The sequence below is a fragment of the Leptolyngbya sp. FACHB-8 genome, assembly GCF_014695575.1.
Lineage (GTDB): Bacteria > Cyanobacteriota > Cyanobacteriia > Elainellales > Elainellaceae > Vacuolonema.
On the sequence record NZ_JACJOO010000070.1, the window covers coordinates 1 to 22,713 of the forward strand.

Below are 22,713 nucleotides of genomic sequence, written 5' to 3' on the forward strand. Positions count from 1 at the left end.
CCCAAATCAAAACTGTTGAAGTCATCAAATAGGTGGATGGGTGTGGTGAAAGAGGCACGAAGTGCCTCTTTCACCACACCCATCCACCTATTTGAAACATGAAAGACAGAAATAGACGTAATGCATTGCACTACGCCTATTTTTTGGGCAATCGTCCTATTCAGGACGCAGGGTGACAATGCCGTAGGCACCGGGCGTCAGGTATTGCTGGGCTGCTACCTGAAGATCTTCTAGTTCGATGGACTGAATCAGGTCAGGGTAGGTAATTGCAGCTTTCAAATCCCCCACAACTGACTGATAGTAGCCATACAAACCAGCGCGATCGCTCGGTGTCTCATTGGCAAAGACAAAGCGATTTGCCACCAGCGTCCGAATCCGCTGAAGTTCAGCTTCCGTTGCTGGAGAGGAGTGAAGTTGCTCGATATGTTGAGTGATCGCCTCCTCCACAATCTCCAAATTCTCCGCAGGCAGTGTTGCCGACAGGTAGAACAACCCCTGGTGGCGATAGGTCACATTGCTGACCGAAATGCTGTTGACCAGCTGCCGATTTTCCCTTAAATCCCGCACCAGGCGAGATGTCCGTCCACGGCCCAATACCGAAGCCAGCACATCTAAAGAATGGGTTTGCTCTAACTGCAACAGACCAGGCACCCGCCACAGCATCACCAAGCGAGCCTGCTGAAGGGTAGGGTCGACGTAGCTGCGACGCTCAATCCCAGAGAACTGAGCTTCTGGTTGATAAGACAGGGGTTGAAGGGGCAGGGAATCCACTTCAAATTCAAAGCAGCGACGGGCGATCGCCTGATCAAATCCCTCAGTGACGACCTGAATCAATTGCTCCACAGGTAGATTCCCCACTACTACAGCTGTAATAGATTGGGGGTTGTACCAGGTGCGATGAAACTGCCGCATCTGATGGGGAGTGAAGTTTTGAATATTTTCGATTGGTCCTAAGACAGCTCGCCGATAGGGCAGCTCATCAAAGGCCAGTTCCATAGAGCGGTAGAATGTGCGGCGTTGGGGGCTATCCTGCGATCGCCGGATCTCCTCCATAACCACGAGCCGTTCCCGTTCAAAAGCTTCATCAGGAATGGCTGCATTCAATACCACTTCAATCTGATGAGGAGCTAGTGCCGCAAAATCTTGCGGGGCTGTGGTGATGTAGTACTGGGTGTAATCTTGACTGGTTGCTGCATTGGTTACAGCTCCCCTTTGTTCCACATACCGTTCAAATTCACCGCTTTGAAGGTGCTCGGTGCCTTTGAAAATCATGTGTTCTAAGAAATGAGCCATACCATTGATGGAGTTGGCCTCGGCAGCAGACCCAACCCCTAACCAGAGGCTCAGGTTTACCGCATCAATGGGCAGCTGCTCTGCAATGATGGTCAGTCCGTTGGGGAGGCGATGGACGTGAGGAGCGTTAAGGCGACGGGGGAGGGTCGGTTCTAGAAGAGTTTGGGCCATGAAAACAGACACGCGCTTTTAAACTATCTTAATGGTCAATCCAGGAAGCTGGCCGGATCTATCTCCGTATCTTCATGATCCAGCCGCAATATCAGGGAAACCTGACGTTCTTTTACAGAACCCTGGGGAGCAGTTTTTTCTAGCATTCTAGGCTCAGAGTGCCCAACCATCATTCTATTCATACATATCATTGTGATTTCGTAATGACTCCGCTTAAGATAGAAGTATTAAGCTTTATTAAGTAGTGTGAGTAAACCCATGGTCCATGGGGCTGACCCTTGCAGGGTTGTCGTAGTTGGTGCGGGTATCGGTGGTTTAACGGCGGCAGCTTTGCTGGCTCACCGGGGCTATCGTGTGCAGTTGTTTGATCAGGCGCTGGTGCCGGGGGGATGTGCTTCAACCTTCCGGCGGCGGGGCTTTACCTTTGATGTAGGGGCAACTCAGGTAGCAGGGTTAGAGCCTGGAGGTATTCACCATCGCATCTTTTCGGAGCTGGGTATAGACCTGCCGCCAGCGGTACCCTGTGACCCCGCCTGTGCCGTCTATCTCCCAGATGAGTCAGAACCTATTCGGGTTTGGCGCGACCCTGTAAAATGGCAGGCCGAGCGGCAACGGCAGTTTCCAGGCAGCGAACCCTTCTGGCAACTCATGGCCGATCTGTTTCAGGCGAGCTGGGCTTTTCAATCGCGCGATCCGGTGCTACCACCTCGCAACCTGTGGGATCTAGGGCAACTGGTGCAAGCGCTACGGCCAGGAACATTGGTAACGGTGCCCCATACGTTTTCCACGGTTGGGCAAGTCCTACGCTGGTATGGCTTAGGGAGCGATCGCCGTCTTCGCACGTTCCTCGATCTACAACTCAAGCTGTATTCGCAGGTCGATGCTGAGGAAACAGCGCTCCTCTACGCGGCGACGGCTTTAGCCGTTTCGCAGGAGCCTCACGGCCTGTTTCATTTACAGGGCAGCATGCAGGTATTGAGCGATCGCCTCGTGACCTCTTTGGAACGGGACGGAGGGCAACTCCATCTCCGCCATACCGTTGAACAAATCCACGTTGAGAACGGCCGCCCTACAGGGGTTACTGTCAGGAATCAAAAAACAGGAAACACCTGGGTTGAATCCGCTGATCACGTAGTCGCCAATGTTACGGCACAGGATTTGGTGCGGTTGCTCGGAGATGCAGCCCCTCAGGGCTACGGGCAGCGGGTAGAAAAGCTACCCCCGTCTTCCGGGGCGTTTGTCGTATACCTGGGGGTCACACAGGATGCAATCCCAGAAGACTGCCCGCCTCATCTGCAATTTCTCTATGACTACGACGGCCCCATCGGCGAAAATAACTCCCTCTTTGTATCCGTTAGCCATCCGGGAGACGGGCGCGCACCCCAGGGCTGTGCTACGGTCATTGCTTCCTCCTTTACGGACCCAGATGCCTGGGGGAAAACGTCAGACTACGAGGGCTTAAAGCAGGAATATACGGAGGTGGCGATCGCCCGTCTTTCCCGGTATTTTCGCCTCACGCCCGAAACAATCTGCTATCAAGAGGCCGCTACCCCACGTACGTTTGCTCGCTTTACGGCGCGCGATCGCGGCATTGTTGGAGGGATTGGACAACGGGTTTCTACCTTTGGTCCTTTTGGTTTTGCCAATCGAACACCGGTTCCAGGAGTATGGTTGGTGGGTGACTCGACTCACCCTGGGGAAGGAACCGCTGGGGTAAGTTATTCAGCTCTTACCGTTGTTCGGCAGATTGAGCAGCAGACGAGATAGCTTATCCAGGACTGACGCATTCTTGTTGGTGGTGTGCTTCGAATGCCATATACAGTGAAGCACGCGAAATATAACGGGCTTGCTTAAGTTCTACGATCTACAGCCAAAGTTAGGGCAGTACAATGCACTGCCCTAACTTTGGCTGAAAAACGAGAAAGGGTGAAGGTATAGCCTTCACCCTTCTTTTAAACTGGCAATCGCATAGCGAGGAAAAACAAAGAAGCTGTTTGAAATTGTTTAGAGCGAGTTGAATTTTTTGATTGGATACAAAAATCGTGTTTTCTAAAGGCCTTAGGACTTAAGAACGGCTCATGGAGCAGCTTTTGTTTTTCTGTATCTTAGTAGCCATACTATGGGCGTCATTCCACCCCTTCATATAAGCGTCATCGTATGCTAGCCGGGGAGCCGGCATGAAGTCATAGTCTGTAAATCCGACAGCTTCCCGTCCTGCTGGATGCAGGGCAATTAGCCAGCTTAAATCATCCATCTAAGTAGGTATTTTGAAAGAGCGTGAAATGATCATAATTGTCTCAGACGAAATTGCAAACCCGAAATTTCCCACAATTTTTCTAAAAGAATGTTTAGAAAACGTTATTTTACGGAAATAGCTTATAGCGATCATCAGTCATACGATTGTCTCTATTGTTCAGATATCCGGTCAGTAAGCGGACGAGGGATCCATAACACGGGTGAACTCTGAAGCCGAAATTCATATAAGAAGAAACAACTTCCAAAATAAAAAATACGGAATTTACGTGCTGAAGAGGTGATGTTTTTTGCCGAAAGTCTTATGCAACAGCAATATCACTGAAGAAAATAAGGAAATATCAGGCCCCGAAGACGGTACTGCTGTGGGCCAACCCGCATGAGCATTTTTGTTGTGCGTGCTGTACGAAGCCCATTACACACAACAAAAATGCGTAAGTTCTATTCAGAATAATTGTTTAAGGAAAAATGAAATGAGTGTAAGCAAGAGGCATTGCCTACACTCATTTCATTCCCTATTTAACCTCAGTTTGGGTTAAGGGCTTTTTCGAGTGCCGCGCAACGCGCGGCACTCGAAAAAGCTCATTGTTGCGTGCGCTTCGCGCACGCAACAATGAGCTTTTGGGCTTATCCCGAACTGAGGTTATTTAGCAACACCAAAATTTAGTATCGAAGCATTCGGGATAATACAAGCATGATGGCAGCTGCTAGCCACGCGCCCACCACAATGCTCAAGATACCCGCATCGAAGCTGCCCGTTACAGCCACAATCGAGCCTGGGATGAGCGATCCGCCTACTCCACCCAACAGTACGGATAACCCGTTATAAAAGCCTGTTCCTGCTCCCACCCGCTCCACAGGAAGAAGGTGTTGTACGATGGCATATTCTTGGGCCCCGTAGGCACTTTGGCAGAAGACGGCGATCGCAAAACACAGCACGACCAGCCCTATCTGGGTTGTGGTGGATGCTAAATAAACCATGGCTCCTGCCATCAAGAACCCAACTCCAGCCACCTGAGTGCGCCGTTGTAACAGGTCACCGAGATAAGCCATCAATGCCATACCCATGATTCCTGCCGCAAATACCAGAGCTAAAGGCCATCCCAACTGTTCAAAATCAATTCCTCTAGCCCGGTTGAAATACGTTGGCAACCAGTTCAGGAGCCCGAATGCGCAAAAAGCATTCAGGCTGCCCCCGGCAACGGTTAGCCAAAAACGAAAATCGCGACGATATCTAGGGGAAGCTGTGACTTTCGGCTCAAGGGTGGTGATGGTCTCTGAGGAATCCGTCTCTTCAGCTACATCATTGGGAATGAGGAAGTAAACCAGGGGAATGGAGAGGAGCATTCCTCCAAAACCCAGAACCGTAAAGGTGGATCGCCATCCCCAAAATTGAATGAGGGGAACCACAAGTAGCGGGGCGATCGCCGTAGACACCAGAATGCCGCTTCCCCAAATAGCATTGGCGCGTGATCGCTCTTCCGGCATGAACCAGCGGCTGGTAATCGCACTCGACATGGGGATATGTACGCCTTCTCCTAACCCTAAAAGCAATCGCAGGAGTACCAATGCGCCGAAGGAGTATCCCAACGGCCCACTCAAAAGTGTGACGAGAGAGAAGGCTGCGATCGCCCCCATCACACTTCGTTTAGGCCCGAATCGCTCTGCTAACGGGCTGAGCAGCATATTTGAGACGGCGTAGGAGAGAAAAAAAGCGGCTAATAAGAGTTCGCCCTTGGAGCCAATTTCGCGATCGCTCCATCCAAAATCCTGAGCTATACGCGGAATAGCTAGCGCTAAATTATTACGATCTAAATAGTTGACAAAAATCGTGATGGCAAGAACACCCGGAATTTGCCAGCGGGTTCTGGGGGTAGGACGGCTGAGCGTTGGCATTCAATATCCTCAATAACCCCTGTCGGGGGCAGGCCATTGTTTGGACATACAACCTGTAGCCCTCGAAAATGACCTTACCCGAACTCAAGGTCAAGCGGATCAGGTTGCTAACCGCATTAGCGCATTTTTGACGCTTGGGGGCAACTGACGCATAATCTTGCCCTTCTCACGATCAACAGCTACGAGTGTTACCTGGGCACTGACATAGAGATCCTGAGCATCCAGGGAAAGAACTTGATAATCCCACACCAGACGTACCCCTTCTACACCACTGGTTCGCGCTTTCAAAACAGCGGAGTCACCCATGCGTAGAGAGCGATGATAGCGAATAGACAAATCGACAACGGGTAACTCGCAACCTAGAGCCACTAGATCGGCATATTGAATACCCAGGGTTTGTAGATAGGCAACCCGAGCCTCTTCCATCCAGGCAACATAGGCTCCGTGCCAGGCAATGCCTCCGTAGTCTGTGTGGTGGGGGTAGACGTGGATGGGATATTCGAACCAACCGTCGTCTGTGACCTGAAACGCCCGTTGGATGGCCGCAGTGGAGTTGAGTGTCGGCTCCATAAAATGACCTGAAATATTACTAAACGTTGCAAGGGGTGGATTTTCCACATCAATTTTTACATCATTTGTGCGTCACCTCAGGGTCTTCGCGTAAGCTGGAAATCGTGCCTATGAAGGCTTTCATGCGTGTTGAGTAATGTTTTGGTGCGGGCTCTGCCGTTTAACGGTGGCTCAGAGTGCCAGAATCATCTCCTTTACTCCCACGCGGTTCCTTTGCGATTAGCAAAACGTTTTAGACCTTACGGCTTAAGGCTTTTCCAAGATACTTATTTGCGAGAGGAATTATGCTAGAGCGGATTGAAAAGATCTTGTTGGCCGATTCAGGGACGGGCCAGACGGAAGAAGTGCTCAAGATGCTAATGGAAATCCCCAGTGTGCAGGCGGCATCCGTAACCGTTTTGCATGTGGTTCCTCCTCAGGTAACCACCGAGGGAATGACCAATCGGCTTGAGGAAGGAGGCAAGATCCTCTCCAGCGCTGTTCAGAATTTGGGTTTAGATCCTCAGCGTGTGGATCCCGTTCTTCGCCAGGGTGACCCTAAAGATATTGTGGTGCGGGTTGCTGATGAAATTGGAGCTGATCTGATCATTATGGGATCTCGAGGTCTCAAGCGGATTCAGTCCATTCTGGAAAACTCTGTGAGCCAGTATGTATTCCAGTTGGCCTCTCGCCCCATGCTGCTGGTGAAGGACGACATTTATGTTAAAAAGATCAACCGGATCATGGTCGCCCTGGATAAATCTGACTCCTCTAAGGACACCTTCAAAGTCGCACTCAATCTAATTAAAGACACCAAAGGCGGACAGTTGGTGCTGGTTCACACGAACCCAGAAATGAAGAAGACAGGCGATATCCTCCCCAACCCCGAACAGGACCCGGTATTGCTTCCGGCGATCGCCGAAGCCAAACGTTTGGGCGTGAGCTATAAAGCGGTTGCTCCCGAAGGCAAGCCTGGTGAGCGTATTTGTCAGATTGCCGAAGAATTGAATGTAGACCTGCTGGTGCTGGGTTCTCCTGATCGCCGCCCTTCTATTGCTAAAGGTCTACCTGACCTGGATCGGCTCTTGGGCCAATCCCTCTCAGACTATGTGCGGGTCTATGCCAACTGCCCGGTGCTGCTAGTTCGTGACCCCTCCTAACCCAAAATTTTTCGTGGGTTTGCCCCACGAAAAATTACTCCAATATGTGGGGGGAGAGATGGATCGAATTCGTCTCTCCCCCCACATGTTCTCCATTAGGTAACCTGAGTTTGGGTTAAGGGCGTTTTCGAGTGCCGCGCAACGCGCGGCACTCGAAAACGCTTATTTTGGCGTGCGCTTTGCGCACGCCAAAATAAGCACTGCAGCTTATCCCGAACTGAGGTTAGGTACAGGCTTTCTCTAGCACCATCATTGCCATCCGGGCTCAACCTTCTATCCAGTGGCTCATCAATAGATCTGGCGATCGCTGTAGGATAGTAATAGGAAACTTCTTTCTACGTGTCAGATCCTTGGGGATCATCTTTATGGGACGCTCATAGCAATCCGTTGACACAATTCTTAGAATAGAGGGATGATCGGGTTACGTTCCTTAACTTTTGTGGTCACGGCACCCCATGGCATTTGAGCTTATTTCCCTGGAGACCGTCCAGGAGTTGGTCCACGAATACGGTTACTGGACAGTTTTTGTCGGAATTCTGCTAGAAAATACAGGGCTTCCAATCCCTGGTGAAACTATTACCGTCGTAGGCGGTTTTTTAGCAGGCAATGGGGATTTAACCTACCGGGGTGTACTGCTCTGTGCGATCGCCGGAGCCGTTTTGGGAGATAACTTTGGCTATTGGCTGGGGGTAGCAGGTGGCTGGCCCCTGGTAATGCGCATCGGTCACCTATTTCGTATCAGTGACGAAAAGTTATTAGAAGCCAAGACAAAATTTAGCGAAAATGCTGCAAAAGCAGTTTTTCTTGGGCGGTTCATTGCTTTGCTGCGGATTTTCGCGGGTCCTCTAGCAGGCATCACGGGTATGCCCTATGTTGAGTTCTTCTTCTGCAATTTAGCGGGAGCCATGATCTGGGGGTTTGTTACTATCTCCGTGTCTTACTTCGTTGGGCAAATGGTGCCTCTGCAGAGGTTGCTCGCATTAATGACCCAATTTGGGCTTGTAGCAGCCGTTGTGCTGGTGGCGGCGATCGCGCTTCCCATTTGGCTAGAAAGCCGTACCCAGCAGCAACCTAGCGAAGACTAATCAACTGTTTATATAAAAAGAAGGTGGATGCTTTGCATCCACCTTCTTTTTTGTCAGCAATTCTCAGCTTTGAAACCCGAAAATAGCCCGCCGAAGGCAGGCTATTTTCGGGTTGGATTCCAAAATGAGAATTGCTGCTTTTTTGTAAGAGAACTTCAAAACCCAGCTTTTGTGATGTATTGAGATATGCGGGATAACCTAAGGTTGCGCATTTTCATAAGCGCTCTGTGCGTAAGTGCGGAAGCGCTCCAGGTCTGCATGGATGGTGGATTCGACTACCCGTCCTAAAAACAGGTTATCCATCAGCTTGCCCAGGATGCCGGGAATACCATACGAAATGGTGAGCTTAACGATGCTGCGATCGCTTCCCCGGTCATAGAAGCGAATGGCTCCTCGATTAGGCAAGCCATCTACGGATTCCCATTGAATGATTTGATACTTTGTCAGTTTAGTAATGCGAGAGAGCCAACTAAACTCAAATCCGCCCGAGGCCAGCTTCCACCGGGAAAGGCTGGGGTCCTCTTCTAACACTTTGACCGAGTCAATCCACTTCATCCAACGGGGCATCTGCTCCAGATCTGACCACAACTCCCAGACTTGCTGCACAGGAGTTTCCACTTCGATCTGTACGGTGTGTTCGAGCCAGTCAGTCATGGGAAACAGCGGGTAGAGGTGGATGAATGAAGGTAATGTCTGGAAAAAACACCTGAAAAATTAACCTCTAAAGTAAAGGGAGGTTGCCACTTCCTGCATGGAGCGCTGAAATGGCAACTTAAATCCTAATATCGGAACAGCCCTTCTCCCTGAACCTGGTAACCAGTCGGCTCCAAAATAGCCGCTGCTGCCTGCTTACCGGAGATTGTGGCCCCCTCCATACTATCGATGTAGTCCTGAGCTGTGTAACTTCCCGCCAGGAAAAAGTTGGGGATCGGTGTTTTTTGAGATGGGCGGTAAGGCTCCATCCCGGGTTGTTCCCGGTAAAGGGATTGGGCCAGCTTCACCACATTGAACCAGGTCATGGTGAGCTCACGGGATGAGGGGAATAGATCATGAATCTGCTTGAGCGCATGCTGAGCAATGTCCTCATTACTCATTTTGATGAAGGGATCGCCGGGGGTTAGCACGACCTGCATCAGTGAACCCTGTCCCTCGCGGTAATAGTTCTTCGGGCTAGAGAGCGCCAAATCGGAGAAACAGGAGAAATCTGCATCAGCACTATAGAGCAGGTTATCAATCCCTGCCGCATGGTTCACTTGCTTGCGCTGCTCATCGTCCTCCATTTCAGTCACCCAGCCATCAAAGCGTAGCTGAACAGTTACCACAGGAACGGCTTCTAACTTATAAATGTTGTCAAATTGAGGCCACTGTCGCCACTCCGAAGGGAGGAGCCGATGAATGCCCGGTACGTCACAGGCTGCCAGGTAAGCGTCAGCGGTGACAATTTCTTCAGAGTCACCGTTGGCGATCGCCAACCCTGTCACCCGCGTCTCACCGTTCTGCTCCTCAAACAGGATGCGTCGGGTTTGGCGGCGGGTATGAACTTTCGCGCCCCGTTCTTGAATGTAGTTCAGGATGGGCTTGTGCAAATACTCATCCGGGGAACCTGCCAGCATATTCAGCCGGGATGCTTCTGTTTTGGCAGCAAACATCATAAAAATGGTGAGCATACACCGGGCAGAAATGTTCTCGGTATCAATAAATCCGAGAGCAAGGGCAATGGGATCCCACATGCGCTTGAGGCTGTGCTGAGATCCTCCATGCTGCCGGAACCAGTCAGCAAAGCTAATATCGTCCAGCGCCCGGATCAGTTTCATGGCCAGGTCATAGTTGAGCAGGCCTGGAACGATGGGACTGGTCCCGAGGGCGATCGCATTCTGAATCTTGTCTTGAAGAGTTAACTGGCCTGTGGTGAAGAAGGCTTTCAGGCCGTGGAAAGGAGCCCCAATCAGGAAGCGAAAATCGAGGGTGCCAATATCACCGCCACGATTAATAAAGGTGTGGACATGCTCCTTGGGCAGCAGGTTTTCAAAAGCACCGACCCGCTGCATCAGAGCAAACAGGTTGTAGTAGTTGTTGAAAAAGACATGCAGCCCCATTTCAATATGGTTGCCGTCTCCATCAACCCAACTGCCCACCTTACCGCCAATGAAGGTGCGAGCCTCAAAAATCTCGACCTCATGGCCTGCATCGGATAGTTCTACCGCTGCGGCCAACCCCGCCAACCCCGCGCCTACGATTGCAACACGCATCGAATCAATTGTCCCTTTCAGATTCTTTACGTATTGTAATGGAGCGATCGCCCCTTTTATTCCCATGCCATTGACTATTGCTATGACCGGGTTAGTTAGGACGTTAGAGGCTATTGAATGCATTGCCTACCATAGCTTCTAACGTCCTAACTAACTATAGAGCGCGCTTTAAAGCTTGCTGGAAGGGCCTTTTCTTCGTACGCGAGGCCCACGAAAAAACTTTTCAGGGATAGGCCATCAATTTCCCGTTCTGCGATCGCTCAATTACGCCGAAAGATCGCGGAGTTGCGATTTTGGGTCTTCCCTTTCAGCAGATAGACTCGCATGCTGCCCTTTCCCTTAACGCTGATTTCTCCCCGTTCTTCCAGGTCATAGCGCTTCTTAAGCCGCTGATAGACAGACTCTGTGACCTGGATACCGCCGGGCACACTGTAGGCTTCCATGCGGCTGGCGGTGTTCACAGTATCACCCCACAGGTCATAGATAAACTTTTTGACCCCAATAACTCCAGCAACCACAGGCCCCGAGTTGATCCCAATCCGCATCTGAAAAGGACGGTCCGTGATCTCGCTGAAACGAACGATCGCCTGCTGCATATCCAGAGCCATATCGGCGATCGCCTCTAAGTGATCTGCCCGCTCAATGGGTAACCCTCCTACGACCATGTAGGAGTCTCCAATGGTTTTGATTTTTTCTAAGCCATGGGTCTCTGCCAGAAAGTCAAACTCCGAAAAAATCTGATTGAGTAGATTGACAATCTCGACAGGCGGACGACCCGCTGACATTTCTGTGAACCCTACAATGTCTGCAAACAGTACGGAGACTTCGGAAAATTGCTCTGCGATGGTGCGTTGGTCCTGCTTCAGTTGTTGCGCGACGGCTTCAGGCAGGATGTTGAGCAGCAACCGCTCAGACTTTTCCCGCTCAGCTTCCAGCTCTTTGAGAGCACGAAACTCAGCACGTTGTAGTCGTTCATAGAGAAAAACCGAAATATTGCAGATACTACAGAACCAAAACAGATATAACCAGAGTGAAATATTCCAGTCAGAACCGCTTATCTGCTTGAAATTCAGTACTCCATTGACTACCACATAGTAAGTCAGCACCCCTAGCTGAGCGAGTAGATGCAGCGGCCAGCGCACTGGCATCAACGTCGCCTGCGTAAGAAATACTAACGTCCACGAAAAAATCCCTGGAAAGGCTACTCCTTGCAAGGTGGCCCACAGCTGCTCAGTCAGGGTGATTGACCAGGAAGCTCCCAGAAAGGTGACAGCCGGATAACTCCACCCCAAGCGACTGTTATGGAAAGCCAGCAACCCTGATAGGCACCCAAGAGATGCCGTTGCCATGATCAACCAGGCCAGCCCCTCGTCTGGACGAAAGTTGCTGGGGACTAACCGCAGCATAATAAAGGTAAGGTAGGCTGTGATGGCAATTTTTAACGTTAACCCCAGCCGCCGTCGAAGAAACTGCTGTCGCCAAATTACGTAGTCCTTCTGTTCCACAGGAAACAGCATTTTCATGGCCTGTTCCCAGAGCACCCGAATTCGTTGAATCAACGGTTTTACCTTCACGAGTACCCTTCCGCAGTTTTAGAAGAACAGGGATGAACCTGTCTTTACAATAGCGATAGCTGATCCAGAATCAATAGAAAAAAATAACTATCCCTGCTTCCGTCATTTTCATTAGCCTTGGGGTGGTTCTCGACGTTTAAAGGGGTAGGGTTTCAACCCCCGCCCTCCTTGAGCTTCATTAGGCCTGGGGTGGTTCTGGATAAGGTGATAGGTTGAGCGATCGCTGAAGTTGTATCAACTCATCTCGGTGCGCTTTAACGGTCAAAACATTCACCAGAGAGGAGGCATCTGTCTGAACTGCTTCTACCTGAAGGGCTACCCGTTCCCGCCGCCCGGCCTGTTTCCAGTAAAATACTCCTGCTACTGGCGCTAATAACGTGAGCCCTGGCAACACTAACCGTGCTGACGGAAATAGAATGGCCAGAACAAGCGTCAGACAAAGCAACCCCACTCCTGCTAAGGCACTCAGGAAAATCGCTAGAAACCAACTGGGGCGTACGGTTCCTTCGTAAATCACTTGATTCGTAGCTGCATCTACTGTGGCAATCTGATAGGCCCGCTCCGTGAAATACTGCTGTAAGGTTTCTAGAAAAGAAGTTTGCTCCCCTTCGGCTATGAGCTTGACCACTTCTGTTCGGTCTTTGACTGAAGCCCGAATGAAAAAGAATAGCCCTACGGCAAGCAGCAGGGTTAGCAGTACTGTTGAGGCAAGGACAGGAATATCCATTGGTAGGAAGCCGAGGCACTAAAGGTATTTGGTAATAATCTGGCCTAACTTGAGGCTAGTTCTCTTTACCGCACATCCCTACTTTACGAGATTTTGCCAACTTCCTCATGTCCTCAGCCTTTTATTTTATGCCAATAAAGTAAAAGGCAGCTCGATGATAAAGCTAAGATATTTCTCCTTTAAATCCAGAAGTCATTCTACATTCTAGGCGCTTGCATCTCTCTTAAGGGAGATTTCTGTCTCAAGTTGTATACTTTTGTTTATGGAGTATGGTAATTTTGCATATATTGCTGTTGTTTAACTTCTATTTCTGAAATGGAAGTTAAGCATTCCTGGGATTGTCTGGTTCGAATGCTTCGATATGAATCAGTACATTCGTCTTTGAGAACAACCTTGATTAAATGCATGCGTAAAATGCATGCTTTTTGAATTCAAATTGGCAATAGTAAGGGGGTAGAGACTATGTTCGCCTCTCTACCCCCGGAATAAGTCACACATTGCTACAAGTGTGCCGTTCAGTTTTTTGAAGTCAGCATTAAGAGCGGCGATTTTTATCTATCTTTCGGTAGACTTTCGCCATCCTGTTGGTTTAAGAACGGCATGACTTTAATAGACAATGAGCCCGTGGTCATAAAGATATCCACGAAGAGCTGTTTTATCTTTTGCCTTGATTCTCAAGAAAAGTTGAGTTACTCCGACGGTTTATGAGCTGACGAGTTGGTTATCTTTTTTTTTGGCGTAATCACTCCATAGTGACGCCAACTCTTGAGCTTTTTGTCTCCAACTGGATGTGATTTGGTACATCCGCCGAGGTCGTCCTCGACCTTCAACCTTTTTCCAGTAACCCGTGATGGCGTCAGCGTCTTCAAGGAACTTTAATGCGCTGTAGAGAACAGTATCCGAAAGACGGTAACTAGGATACTCTGTCTCCAGTAACTGAATCAGTTCTGTCCCATAAGAGTCATGCTCCAGCAATACAGCGAGAACATAACACACAGCAAGTTCTTTATTGAGGTAGAACGGCGGTGGGTTTTGGAAGAATCGATAGATTTGATCCAATGTAGTCATAACCAATGTGTCCAGGATGGCTCACTCAGAATTGACAGTCCCAAGGGGGCATTTTGAAAATGGGATTTTGCCGTTGAAGATCAACGACGAAGGGAGATACTAAGGAGAAAGACCTTAGGTAGCGCTTACAGGGTGGGGGCTTCCTGAAGCCTTAGGCTCAAACAGATGTCATTGTAGTAACTTAAAGCCTACAACTGCGTACCGTGTGAAATTCACAAACCAGTGGTTTTCACAGGGTGGCCGTATTGATTACTGGCTCTACGAGGCGATTACATCCCCTCATCAGGTGAATTAGAACACTCGACTAGGAAAACACGTTTAAGTCGTTTTCCGGGATGACGCCGACTAGCATTCATTTCGATTCTAATCCCTGGACAAATTTTCGTCTGTCAAACCCAAGGCATATTTTCTGGCTTCTGTCAGATTTTCGAACTGGGAAACGGCTGGTAACACGCGAACCCTCATATTAAAGTAAATCTTTGACAAAAGGATTTATAGTGTGACAATTTCTTCAGTGTCGCTTAAGTGAACGAACTGCTCTGTCCTTGACATAACTGATGCAGGCCTAATAGCAAAGATAAGGGTGAGCATTTGCTCATGAAATACTACGAATGAGAGTCCTAAAACGTGACGTGCTCATCGCTATTTCTTAAAACATTCAGTAGAAGGGCTTTAAACCAACCCGGCGCGTAATGCAACAACAGCTGCCTGAACGCGATCGTCTACGGCTAATTTATTCATGATGCCACGCACATGGGTTTTTACAGTGTTAGGGCTGAGATAAAGTTCGGCAGCGATTTCAGGGTTGCTACGCCCTTCAACCATCAGCTTGAGCACTTCCACTTCCCGTTGAGAAAGTTGGGCGATCGCCGCTGAATCCACTTCCTGGCTCGGAGTTTTCAGGTGCTCAACCACCAAACGGGCAACGGCCGGGTCGAGATAACTGGCACCATCTCGAGCGGCATCAATGGCTGTTAGCAGACGTTCTACCGTTGTGCCTTTGACGCAATAAGCGTCAGCTCCACTGGAGAGAGCTGCAATTACTTCATTCTCTGTTGTATGAGACGTCAGCATAACTACTCGGGTGTTGGGCAGTTCAGCTTTAATCCGCTCAGTGGCGGCGATGCCATCCAAACGGGGTAAGCCGATGTCCATTACCACAATGTCAGGCTTCAGTTTTTTGGCTTCTTCTACGGCCAGGTAGCCATCATCAGCACGACCAACGACCTCTAAATGGGGCTGGCTTGTGAGGGATTGCTCCAGGCCCAATTGCATCATTGGGTCATCTTCAACAATTAAAACTCGGAGAACCTGGGCCGAATCGCTCATTATGTACTCCCCTAAAGAGCAGACAGAAACCAGTTTTGATTGTAGAGTCAGAACGCAGAACAGGATAGGGGGCGTCTAGGGTAGAAGGAATAGGGGGAGGGGGCTTCTGGGTAGAACGCTTGTGCTGAAGGACTTGTCAGTCTATCCCAATGATTTTTCCTCACAACTATTTTTATGAAGCCAACGTTAGGCAGTACGACCCAAAGTGTTCACCTGTGTTTGCATGTCATACATATGAACAGGACTTACGCATTTGTGTTGTGGGTGGGGTGCTTTGCACCCCACCCACAACACAAATGCGTAAGTCCTGATGAATAAGAACATAGCCGAAGATGCGTATTACACGTCTGACGTCAACTCATACAAACTGCGTTTGTGATGGATCGGTGAGCATGATTAAACACAAGACCCAAGATGTTTTGCCGTTAGCCTCGCGAGCAATACAATATCTTAGGTTTGATGTCTAATGCTTGCTTTAAAGCACGCGTGAGTATCTTGGGTTGTAAGTTGAGATAGGGTTGAGCAGGCTAAGTGCTCAGCCTGCTCAACCCTATCTCAACTTAGGAGATTTCCAGTAATGAAATTACCCCCAGAATGTTGGTGCTTTGCCCGCGAAGCGGGCAAAGCACCAACATTCTGGGTAAATTCTTATGCAGAAACCTCCTTACAACTGATTGAACGAGTGAGATGTTACGCAAATTTCGTATCTTCGCCCACATCAAGCTGCGGCATGTTGCTGCCATTTGAATAGGCTTTCCATTACTTTCTAACAACGTACCTAAGGGCTCAGAAGCAAGGCTAATTGATAGACCAATGGGGCAATAAGGGGAGCAGGTAAAAAAGATGCCACCCGAATTTTACTAATCTCTAATAGGTTTAGACCGATAGAGAGAATCATCAGCCCTCCAACTCCTGTCATCAACAAAACGGGTGGAGAGCTAGCTGGGTCGGGCAGCGACTGCGCTAGCCCTCCAGCGGCCAGGGACAGGCCTCCCTGATACACCAAAATTGAAAGACTGGAAAAGCCTACGCCGATTCCATAACTGCTCGTAAGGGCAATGGAGGCCAGACCATCCATGGCCGCCTTTAGCACCAGCAAAGTGTTATCTTGCAGCAGACCGTTGTTGAGGCTACCCAATAACGCTAAGGGGCCAACACAAAATAGGAGACTGGCTGCTACAAAACCTTCTGTAAACTTTCCCTGACCCTTAAAGCGATATTTCAACCAATTACCTAGAACGGTCAGTTTATCCTCAAGCTGCAGCCATTCTCCTAGAAGCCCTCCTAACACCAGAGTCATCAGACCAAGAATGACGCCATCGACAACCCCAGCACTGGAGCGAGTCAGGCTTTGAGCCATTTGAACACCAATGAACAGGGTGGTTAGCCCTAAGCCCTGAGTGATAATGCGTTGCATGGGAAGTGGAAGGCGATCGCGCAATACAACTCCCACCAAAGTCCCCAAGCAAATCGTAAAAATGTTAATCCAGGTGCCGCTAGTCTTTGCCCACAGATCAAAAGTCACGCAATTAATGAGTTGTGAATAGTGCGAAGGGCATCATATCAGGTTGTAGAGAAGCACGATTCCTCCGATCAGGCTACGAGGCCATGTTGGCGAGAAGAGGGGGCGATCGCCAGTCATAAGTCAGTCCTGTTGCAGCGGACGGTGCTGGAAAGCGCGGTGGAACTCGATCTCTCTTTTTGCGTCCGAAGGCTCAGAGACTAGAGAATAGATACAGGTTTCGATTCATTGGCTTTCCCATGACCATGTTGCTAACAACTCACCGCAGCTGTGACCCTCGGCACTGCCGTGTCAAAGCGGACTCAGCGACCAAACAGCGATTACTCTGGACCGCGTTACTTTTGCTGTGTGGGTTTTCAGTAGTTGAGTTTGCAGTCAGCGTGAGTAGCCATAGCCTGGCGCTGTTAGCCGAAGCAGGGCACTTACTTTCTGATGGAATGGCTCTAGGAGTGGCTTTACTGGCAACGGTGCTGGCCCGTAAGCCTGCCTCAGAACGAGCTCCCTTTGGGTATGGCCGTTTGGAAATTCTGGCGGCATTGGTGCAGGGCTTGGGGTTGGTCGCGATCGCCCTCTGGGTCGCCTGGGAGGCGATTGAGCGGCTACAAAGTCCCGCAGTCGACATTCTGGGTATTCCCATGTTGATTACGGCCATAGCAGGGTTTGCAGTGAGTGCCCTGAATGCAACCTTGCTCCATGACCATAGTCATCACGATTTGAATTTGCGGGGAGCCTTTCTCCACATGGTGGCCGATGCCCTGAGTGCTGTGGGAGTCATGCTGGCAGCACTGGCGGTTTGGGCGTTTCAGTGGAATTGGGCGGATGGGGTAATTAGTTTGGGGGTCGCGGTGCTCATTGGTTTTGGTGCTATCCCCTTAATTCGAGACAGTCTGAGCATTTTACTTGAGCAAACTCCGGCCTATCGTGACCTGGATGAACTGGAGACTTTTTTGCTCAGTCAGGAGGGGGTGTTACGGGTGGAGAAGCTGCGGGTGTGGGCGATCGCCCCTGGCCATGATAACCTCAACGCTTATTTGGTCGTGAACCTACTGCACGGAGCCGATCGCGATCGCCTTCTATTGCAATTGCAATCTGCATTGCAGGAACAGTTTGGCTTTACCGATATTTGCCTGCAATTGATGGCTCCGGTTCTGACGGCCCCAATCAATTTGTCGCAACCACCCTCCTTGGCTGCATTGGTGGTTGCTCCCCCATCTGAGGATCGTCTATAGATGGGCTATATTCTATAATTCGATGCTACTCAGCCATTTGTGCGTAGGGAACTGTGAGTTTAGGGGAATCGCGATCGCCTATTCTAGAGAACGGGTTGAAGGTCTCCCGTGGAACCGCCTTTTTCCCTGCACGAACCCTTGAAGAACGGCTGCTATGAAAATTGCCACCTGGAATGTCAACTCTGTCCGCACTCGACTCGCTCACGTCACGCAGTGGCTGACGGACAACCCGGTTGATGTGCTATGTCTGCAAGAAACAAAAGTCGTGGATGCAGACTTTCCACTGGCTCCGTTTACTGATTTGGGATATCACAGCTATATCTACGGCCAGAAATCGTACAACGGAGTGGCACTCCTCAGCCGGGAACCTTTAGAAGATGTGGCCACAGGCTTTGGAGCCATCTTGCCCTCCGTCGACGCTGACCTGGAAGAACAAAAACGGGTCATCGCGGGTACCTGTCGGGGAGTGCGGATTGTTAATCTGTACGTTCCCAATGGCTCTTCTGTCAGCAGTGATAAATATGCTTACAAGCTCCGTTGGTTGGGCGTTTTGCAACAATATCTGGCCGGTCTTTTAGCGCAAACACCTCAAGTGCTGGTTTGCGGTGACTTCAACATTGCTCCAGAAGATCGAGATATTCACGACCCGAAGGGGCGCGAAAAGGAAGTGATGGCAACGGATGCTGAACGGCAAGCACTTCAGGCTGTCTTAGATCTGGGTTTTGATGATGCCTTCCGTAAATTTAATCAGGAGGATGGACAGTTTAGCTGGTGGGATTATCGGGCTGCGGCCTTCCGGCGGAACTTGGGCTGGCGCATTGATTTGCACTATCTCTCTCCAACGGTGTATGAACGAGCGATCGCCTGCACTATCGATAAGACACCTCGTAAACTGGAGAAACCGAGCGATCATGCCCCCGTTATTGTGGAATTAGCCGAGGGCTGAGGCCGGACGCCCCTTCTCGGATACCGAACTATGTGTGGTCGATTCACCCAGAGCCAACCCGCAGAAAAGATTGCCCGTCAGTTTGGGTTGGAGACGGTACCAACCTTGCCAGCCCGTTACAATATTGCCCCGACTCAAGATGTGCCTGTTGTTCTAGGTTCATCACAAGAGCGGCAGTTCGCCCAGTTGTATTGGGGACTGATTCCTTCCTGGTCAAAAGACCCAAAGATGGGAAGTCGGATGATCAATGCTCGTTCTGAGACCGTCACCGAAAAACCTTCCTTCCGCACGGCGTTTCGTAAGCGGCGATGTTTGGTAGTGGCCGACGGCTTTTACGAATGGCAGCGCACTAACGGGAGCAAGCAAGCTCACTTCTTCTACCTACCCGATGGGGAGGGAGAGCGATCGCCCTTTGCCTTTGCGGGGCTCTGGGAACATTGGGAGTCCCCTGATGGCGATGTGATTCGCTCCTGTACTATCCTCACCACCGAAGCCAACGAGGCTCTACGTCCCATTCATGAGCGGATGCCTGTTATTTTGCCTTCTGATGCTTACGAGGCATGGCTTCAACCCAACCAGAAAGAGGATATTTTGTTATCCTTGCTACGCCCCTACGCAGATGATGCGATGGCAGAATTTCCGGTTGGTCCTGAGGTCAATAGCCCCCGAAATGATAGTCCTGAATTGCTGGTATTGAATTCCAAGTAAAACCTCGTAAATTTAGGGGTGAACGTGTAGGGACCGCTCATACGTTCACCCCTAATATTTTGAAGGCATCAAACCTGAGTATGAACAGGGCATATGTGTTTTTGTTAGATGTGTTTCACGCACCTAACAAAAATACATATGCCCTGATTCCTTTTGCAGCTTTTGGGCGCACTGCATTTAACAGCTGCAAAGTCTACTGGGGCAAAATGCGTTGTGCCAATTCATGAAAACCGAATTACAAATGACACATAATCCTACACTCTGGGTGAGAAGACATTAGGGAATTGGCATTACCGCAATCGCTAAAAGCAATTCAGCATTGGTATCGGGCGATCGCCCCTCAGCTCCAAGAGGCCGCGCCTGAAATTCCTCCTGTTCGGCTTGAGCGAGGGCTATGTCTATTGGCCCTGGTGATGATGAGCCTGCCCCTCTGTGTGGATGGGGGGCTACTGGATTCATCGGTACTGGAGATCTGGGAAGCAGAATCAGACCGGGGTGACAGGCTCTGCGGGAAGGTGCGATCGCTATTGCACAGCCTGAACCAACGCTATCATCTGGGTTTTCCGCTAAAACACTTGCCAGTATCCCTTCCTCTCTCGGTTGCTGCTATGGAGGAACTGCATCGAAAACTGAAGACTGCCCCTATTTTGATTGAAGAATTGGGCACAGCTTACGAACTGCTGATGGCGATTGGGAACGAGGGAGCCCAAGCCCGTAAGATTCAGGGAGCTTACTTTACCCCCTGGAAGTTGACCTGCTCGATGGTGCACCAGATCTTAGAACCTTTGCCTGATAAAGGGGCTACGATTCTCGATCCGGCTTGTGGAGGAGGTGCCTTTTTGCTGGCAGCCTATGAGCAACTGCTGCAACGCGAAGGGCCACTCGATGATGTAGAGCGTTGCCGGTTTCTAGAGCAACATATTTTTGGCATTGATTGGGACCCTCTAGCGGTAGCCGTCACACGGCTTTCCCTGCTACTGAAGTTGCGGCAGGGAGGCTGGGGTTCTGGCCTGGCAGCCCCGGATTTACGACAATCCATTCACTGTGGTAATAGCCTGGTGGAACTTGACGGTTCCTCCAGGGCCTATCGCTTAAAGGGGCAGTATTGGCAAAGGCGCTTTTCGGTCATCTTGGACCGGGGTGGATTTGATGGAGTAATCGGTAACCCACCTTACCTGGATGCGGAGGGAATGACTCGTCATCAGACCCTACTACGCCGGTATTGCACAGAACATTATCGTACTGCCAAGGGTAATTGGGATTTGTTCTGTGTCTTTATTGAACGGGCGCTGTCATTATGTCGTGTTGGGGGGTGGCACAGCTTTATCGTGCCAAACAAACTCCTGTCGGTGCCCTATGGGGCAGCGGTGCGATCGCTCTTAGCTACTGAAAATCGCCTAGTTCACATACGCGACTACTCCCGCATCCCGCTGTTTTCGGCAGCGGTATATCCCATTACTTACCGGGTTCAACATATACCTCCTAAGACCACCACAACGCCTCTATGCTATGAACACATGGCTAGTTTAGAGCGTATAGAACGACAGACCTGGCTAGCGTACTCGACATTTCAGCGGGGCGATCGCCCCTGGCAGGTGTTTCAGAGTACGGGGCAGCAGAAGGCGATCGCCTCCTTGCAAGACCTCAGTCCTCTTAGCCAATGGGCCACTGTGACGGATGCTGCCACCGTTGCTGAAGCCTATGCCATTCAATCCCTTGTCCAGGAAGCTCAGGAGGGAGAACCCGGCTTTTCGTTCGTGAACAGTGGCACTCTCGACCGCTACCATATGCTCTGGGGCAAAAAGCCTCTACGTTATTTGGGTACTACTTATAATCGTCCGGTTATTCCTGCGGCATTCTGGGAGCAACTGCCATCTCGACGGTTATACCAGGCTCAACAACCGAAGATTCTGGTCGCCAGCATGACTCGCCACCTGGAAGCCTTTCTGGATGAGACGGGGGGCATTTTGGCAGGTAAGTCTACAACGGTTATTCTGCCGCGCCTCAACCCTTACTGGTTGTTGGGCTTGCTCAATAGTCAGCTAATCCATGTCTGGTTTCAGCAAACCTTTGGCGGGCATCGTCTCCATGGCGGGTACTTGCGGGTGGGCGCAGCTCAAGTGCGACAGATTCCCATCCGATTACCTGAGGGGAAGTTGGGCGATCGCCTGACAAACCTGGTACGGCAACGAATCGCCCTGGCTCAGCATTTGCCTGGTAGCCCTGCTGAGTTGCAGGCCGTTGAGGCCGAAATTGATGCGCTTGTTTATCAGATTTACGGTCTTAACACTGACGATATTCAAGCAGTAGCCACCCATGGCTAAACGTTCGCAGGTTCCCATAGAGTTGAGGAGGCTGAGTGTTCAACACTCGGTCTCCTTAACCCTATGGGAACCTGCGACTGACTGAATTTGCCTTAAAACGGGATGTCGTCGTAGTCGATGTCGTTAGCCGCTGCTACAGGTTGTGGGGCGGGTTTGCTCTTGGCAGCGGGAGCTGCGGTACGAGGGGCAGTAGTAGCCCGAGGGGCGGGAGCCTCAGCGGTGCGAGGGGCAGCAGCAGCAGGCTGTGCAACAGTACTGCTGGTGAGGCCACCTTCAGCAGTTACTTTGTGGATACGGGCTGCTGTCAACTCGGCCCGCTTTTCCTTGAAGCCTTCAGGGCGATCAACGGAGTTCATGCCAAGGCGGCCTTCAATAATGACGCGATCGCCTACCCGATATTGATCTTGAATTTCCTGAGCGAGATTGCCCCAGCCCACTACCTTTACTACAGCCGGTCGGTCTTCCTCACGAATTCCTGGGAACTGTACCATCATCTCAGCGATGGGTGTTTGGGTGTCGGAGGTATATCGTAGCTGCGGATCCTGAACGATCTCGGCCATCACAATAAAACTGTTCATCTGACTGTCTCCTGGCTGCTGGGGATGGCGCGTTCAAAAATAATAGTACGCA

General features: G+C 50.4%; 19 protein-coding genes. 7 read left to right on the top strand and 12 right to left on the bottom strand.

Annotation, left to right across the window (positions count from 1 at the left end):
* Nucleotides 1–156: 156 nt before the first annotated feature.
* Nucleotides 157–1,464, bottom strand: a complete 1,308-nt coding sequence (locus H6F91_RS18750) for a pitrilysin family protein (protein ID WP_190773628.1) — start codon at nt 1,462–1,464, stop codon at nt 157–159.
* A 258-nt stretch (nt 1,465–1,722) separates the two neighbouring features.
* Here H6F91_RS18750 and crtD point away from each other — a divergent pair, with 258 nt between their 5' ends.
* Nucleotides 1,723–3,231 (top strand): C-3',4' desaturase CrtD, encoded by a 1,509-nt coding sequence (crtD, locus tag H6F91_RS18755; protein WP_190773675.1) that lies wholly within the window; start codon nt 1,723–1,725, stop codon nt 3,229–3,231.
* Between the two features lie 298 nt (nt 3,232–3,529).
* Here crtD and H6F91_RS18760 read toward each other — a convergent pair whose 3' ends face one another.
* The 3 genes from H6F91_RS18760 to H6F91_RS18770 form a co-directional block, all read right to left on the bottom strand.
* Entirely contained in the window at nt 3,530–3,718 is a 189-nt protein-coding gene (locus H6F91_RS18760) for a hypothetical protein (RefSeq protein ID WP_190789428.1), read from the bottom strand.
* Nucleotides 3,719–4,380: 662 nt separating this feature from the next.
* Nucleotides 4,381–5,613 (bottom strand): MFS transporter, encoded by a 1,233-nt coding sequence (locus H6F91_RS18765; RefSeq protein WP_190773629.1) that lies wholly within the window; start codon nt 5,611–5,613, stop codon nt 4,381–4,383.
* A gap of 99 nt (nt 5,614–5,712) precedes the next feature.
* Nucleotides 5,713–6,183: a thioesterase family protein gene (locus H6F91_RS18770; protein WP_190773630.1), complete on the bottom strand. Its 471-nt coding sequence runs from the start codon at nt 6,181–6,183 to the stop codon at nt 5,713–5,715.
* Between the two features lie 284 nt (nt 6,184–6,467).
* Here H6F91_RS18770 and H6F91_RS18775 point away from each other — a divergent pair, with 284 nt between their 5' ends.
* Both H6F91_RS18775 and H6F91_RS18780 read left to right on the top strand, forming a co-directional pair.
* The gene (locus H6F91_RS18775) at nt 6,468–7,322 is read left to right on the top strand and encodes a universal stress protein (RefSeq protein WP_190773631.1); all 855 of its coding nucleotides are present in this window, start codon (nt 6,468–6,470) and stop codon (nt 7,320–7,322) included.
* Between the two features lie 455 nt (nt 7,323–7,777).
* Entirely contained in the window at nt 7,778–8,407 is a 630-nt protein-coding gene (locus tag H6F91_RS18780; RefSeq protein WP_190773632.1) for a DedA family protein, read from the top strand.
* 198 nt (nt 8,408–8,605) lie between these two features.
* Here the strand turns inward: H6F91_RS18780 and H6F91_RS18785 are convergent, their stop codons facing one another.
* The 7 genes from H6F91_RS18785 to H6F91_RS18820 all read right to left on the bottom strand — a co-directional run bounded on the left by H6F91_RS18785 (nt 8,606) and on the right by H6F91_RS18820 (nt 16,879).
* Nucleotides 8,606–9,061 (bottom strand): SRPBCC family protein, encoded by a 456-nt coding sequence (locus H6F91_RS18785; protein WP_190773633.1) that lies wholly within the window; start codon nt 9,059–9,061, stop codon nt 8,606–8,608.
* A 125-nt stretch (nt 9,062–9,186) separates the two neighbouring features.
* Entirely contained in the window at nt 9,187–10,656 is a 1,470-nt protein-coding gene (zds, locus tag H6F91_RS18790; protein ID WP_190773634.1) for a 9,9'-di-cis-zeta-carotene desaturase, read from the bottom strand.
* Nucleotides 10,657–10,916: 260 nt separating this feature from the next.
* Nucleotides 10,917–12,230, bottom strand: a complete 1,314-nt coding sequence (locus tag H6F91_RS18795) for an adenylate/guanylate cyclase domain-containing protein (protein ID WP_347280061.1) — start codon at nt 12,228–12,230, stop codon at nt 10,917–10,919.
* A gap of 178 nt (nt 12,231–12,408) precedes the next feature.
* Entirely contained in the window at nt 12,409–12,957 is a 549-nt protein-coding gene (locus H6F91_RS18800; RefSeq protein ID WP_190773636.1) for a cofactor assembly of complex C subunit B, read from the bottom strand.
* Between the two features lie 702 nt (nt 12,958–13,659).
* Nucleotides 13,660–14,025, bottom strand: a complete 366-nt coding sequence (locus tag H6F91_RS18805; RefSeq protein ID WP_190773637.1) for a PadR family transcriptional regulator — start codon at nt 14,023–14,025, stop codon at nt 13,660–13,662.
* A gap of 672 nt (nt 14,026–14,697) precedes the next feature.
* Nucleotides 14,698–15,354 (bottom strand): response regulator transcription factor, encoded by a 657-nt coding sequence (locus H6F91_RS18810; RefSeq protein WP_190789429.1) that lies wholly within the window; start codon nt 15,352–15,354, stop codon nt 14,698–14,700.
* 778 nt (nt 15,355–16,132) lie between these two features.
* Entirely contained in the window at nt 16,133–16,879 is a 747-nt protein-coding gene (locus H6F91_RS18820; RefSeq protein ID WP_190773640.1) for a DUF554 family protein, read from the bottom strand.
* A gap of 242 nt (nt 16,880–17,121) precedes the next feature.
* Between H6F91_RS18820 and H6F91_RS18825 the strand changes: the two genes are divergently transcribed.
* The 4 genes from H6F91_RS18825 to H6F91_RS18840 all read left to right on the top strand — a co-directional run bounded on the left by H6F91_RS18825 (nt 17,122) and on the right by H6F91_RS18840 (nt 22,083).
* A complete protein-coding gene (locus tag H6F91_RS18825) occupies nt 17,122–18,105 on the top strand; it encodes a cation diffusion facilitator family transporter (RefSeq protein ID WP_242035872.1) in 984 nt (327 codons plus the stop codon).
* Between the two features lie 154 nt (nt 18,106–18,259).
* A complete protein-coding gene (xth, locus tag H6F91_RS18830; protein ID WP_190773642.1) occupies nt 18,260–19,051 on the top strand; it encodes an exodeoxyribonuclease III in 792 nt (263 codons plus the stop codon).
* A gap of 30 nt (nt 19,052–19,081) precedes the next feature.
* Nucleotides 19,082–19,759: an SOS response-associated peptidase gene (locus tag H6F91_RS18835; protein WP_190773643.1), complete on the top strand. Its 678-nt coding sequence runs from the start codon at nt 19,082–19,084 to the stop codon at nt 19,757–19,759.
* A 284-nt stretch (nt 19,760–20,043) separates the two neighbouring features.
* Nucleotides 20,044–22,083 carry an N-6 DNA methylase gene (locus tag H6F91_RS18840; protein ID WP_190789431.1) on the top strand — a complete coding sequence of 680 codons (2,040 nt, stop codon included), beginning with the start codon at nt 20,044–20,046 and terminating at the stop codon, nt 22,081–22,083.
* Nucleotides 22,084–22,175: 92 nt separating this feature from the next.
* Here H6F91_RS18840 and H6F91_RS18845 read toward each other — a convergent pair whose 3' ends face one another.
* Nucleotides 22,176–22,661 (bottom strand): single-stranded DNA-binding protein, encoded by a 486-nt coding sequence (locus H6F91_RS18845; protein ID WP_190773645.1) that lies wholly within the window; start codon nt 22,659–22,661, stop codon nt 22,176–22,178.
* Nucleotides 22,662–22,713 lie beyond the last annotated feature (52 nt).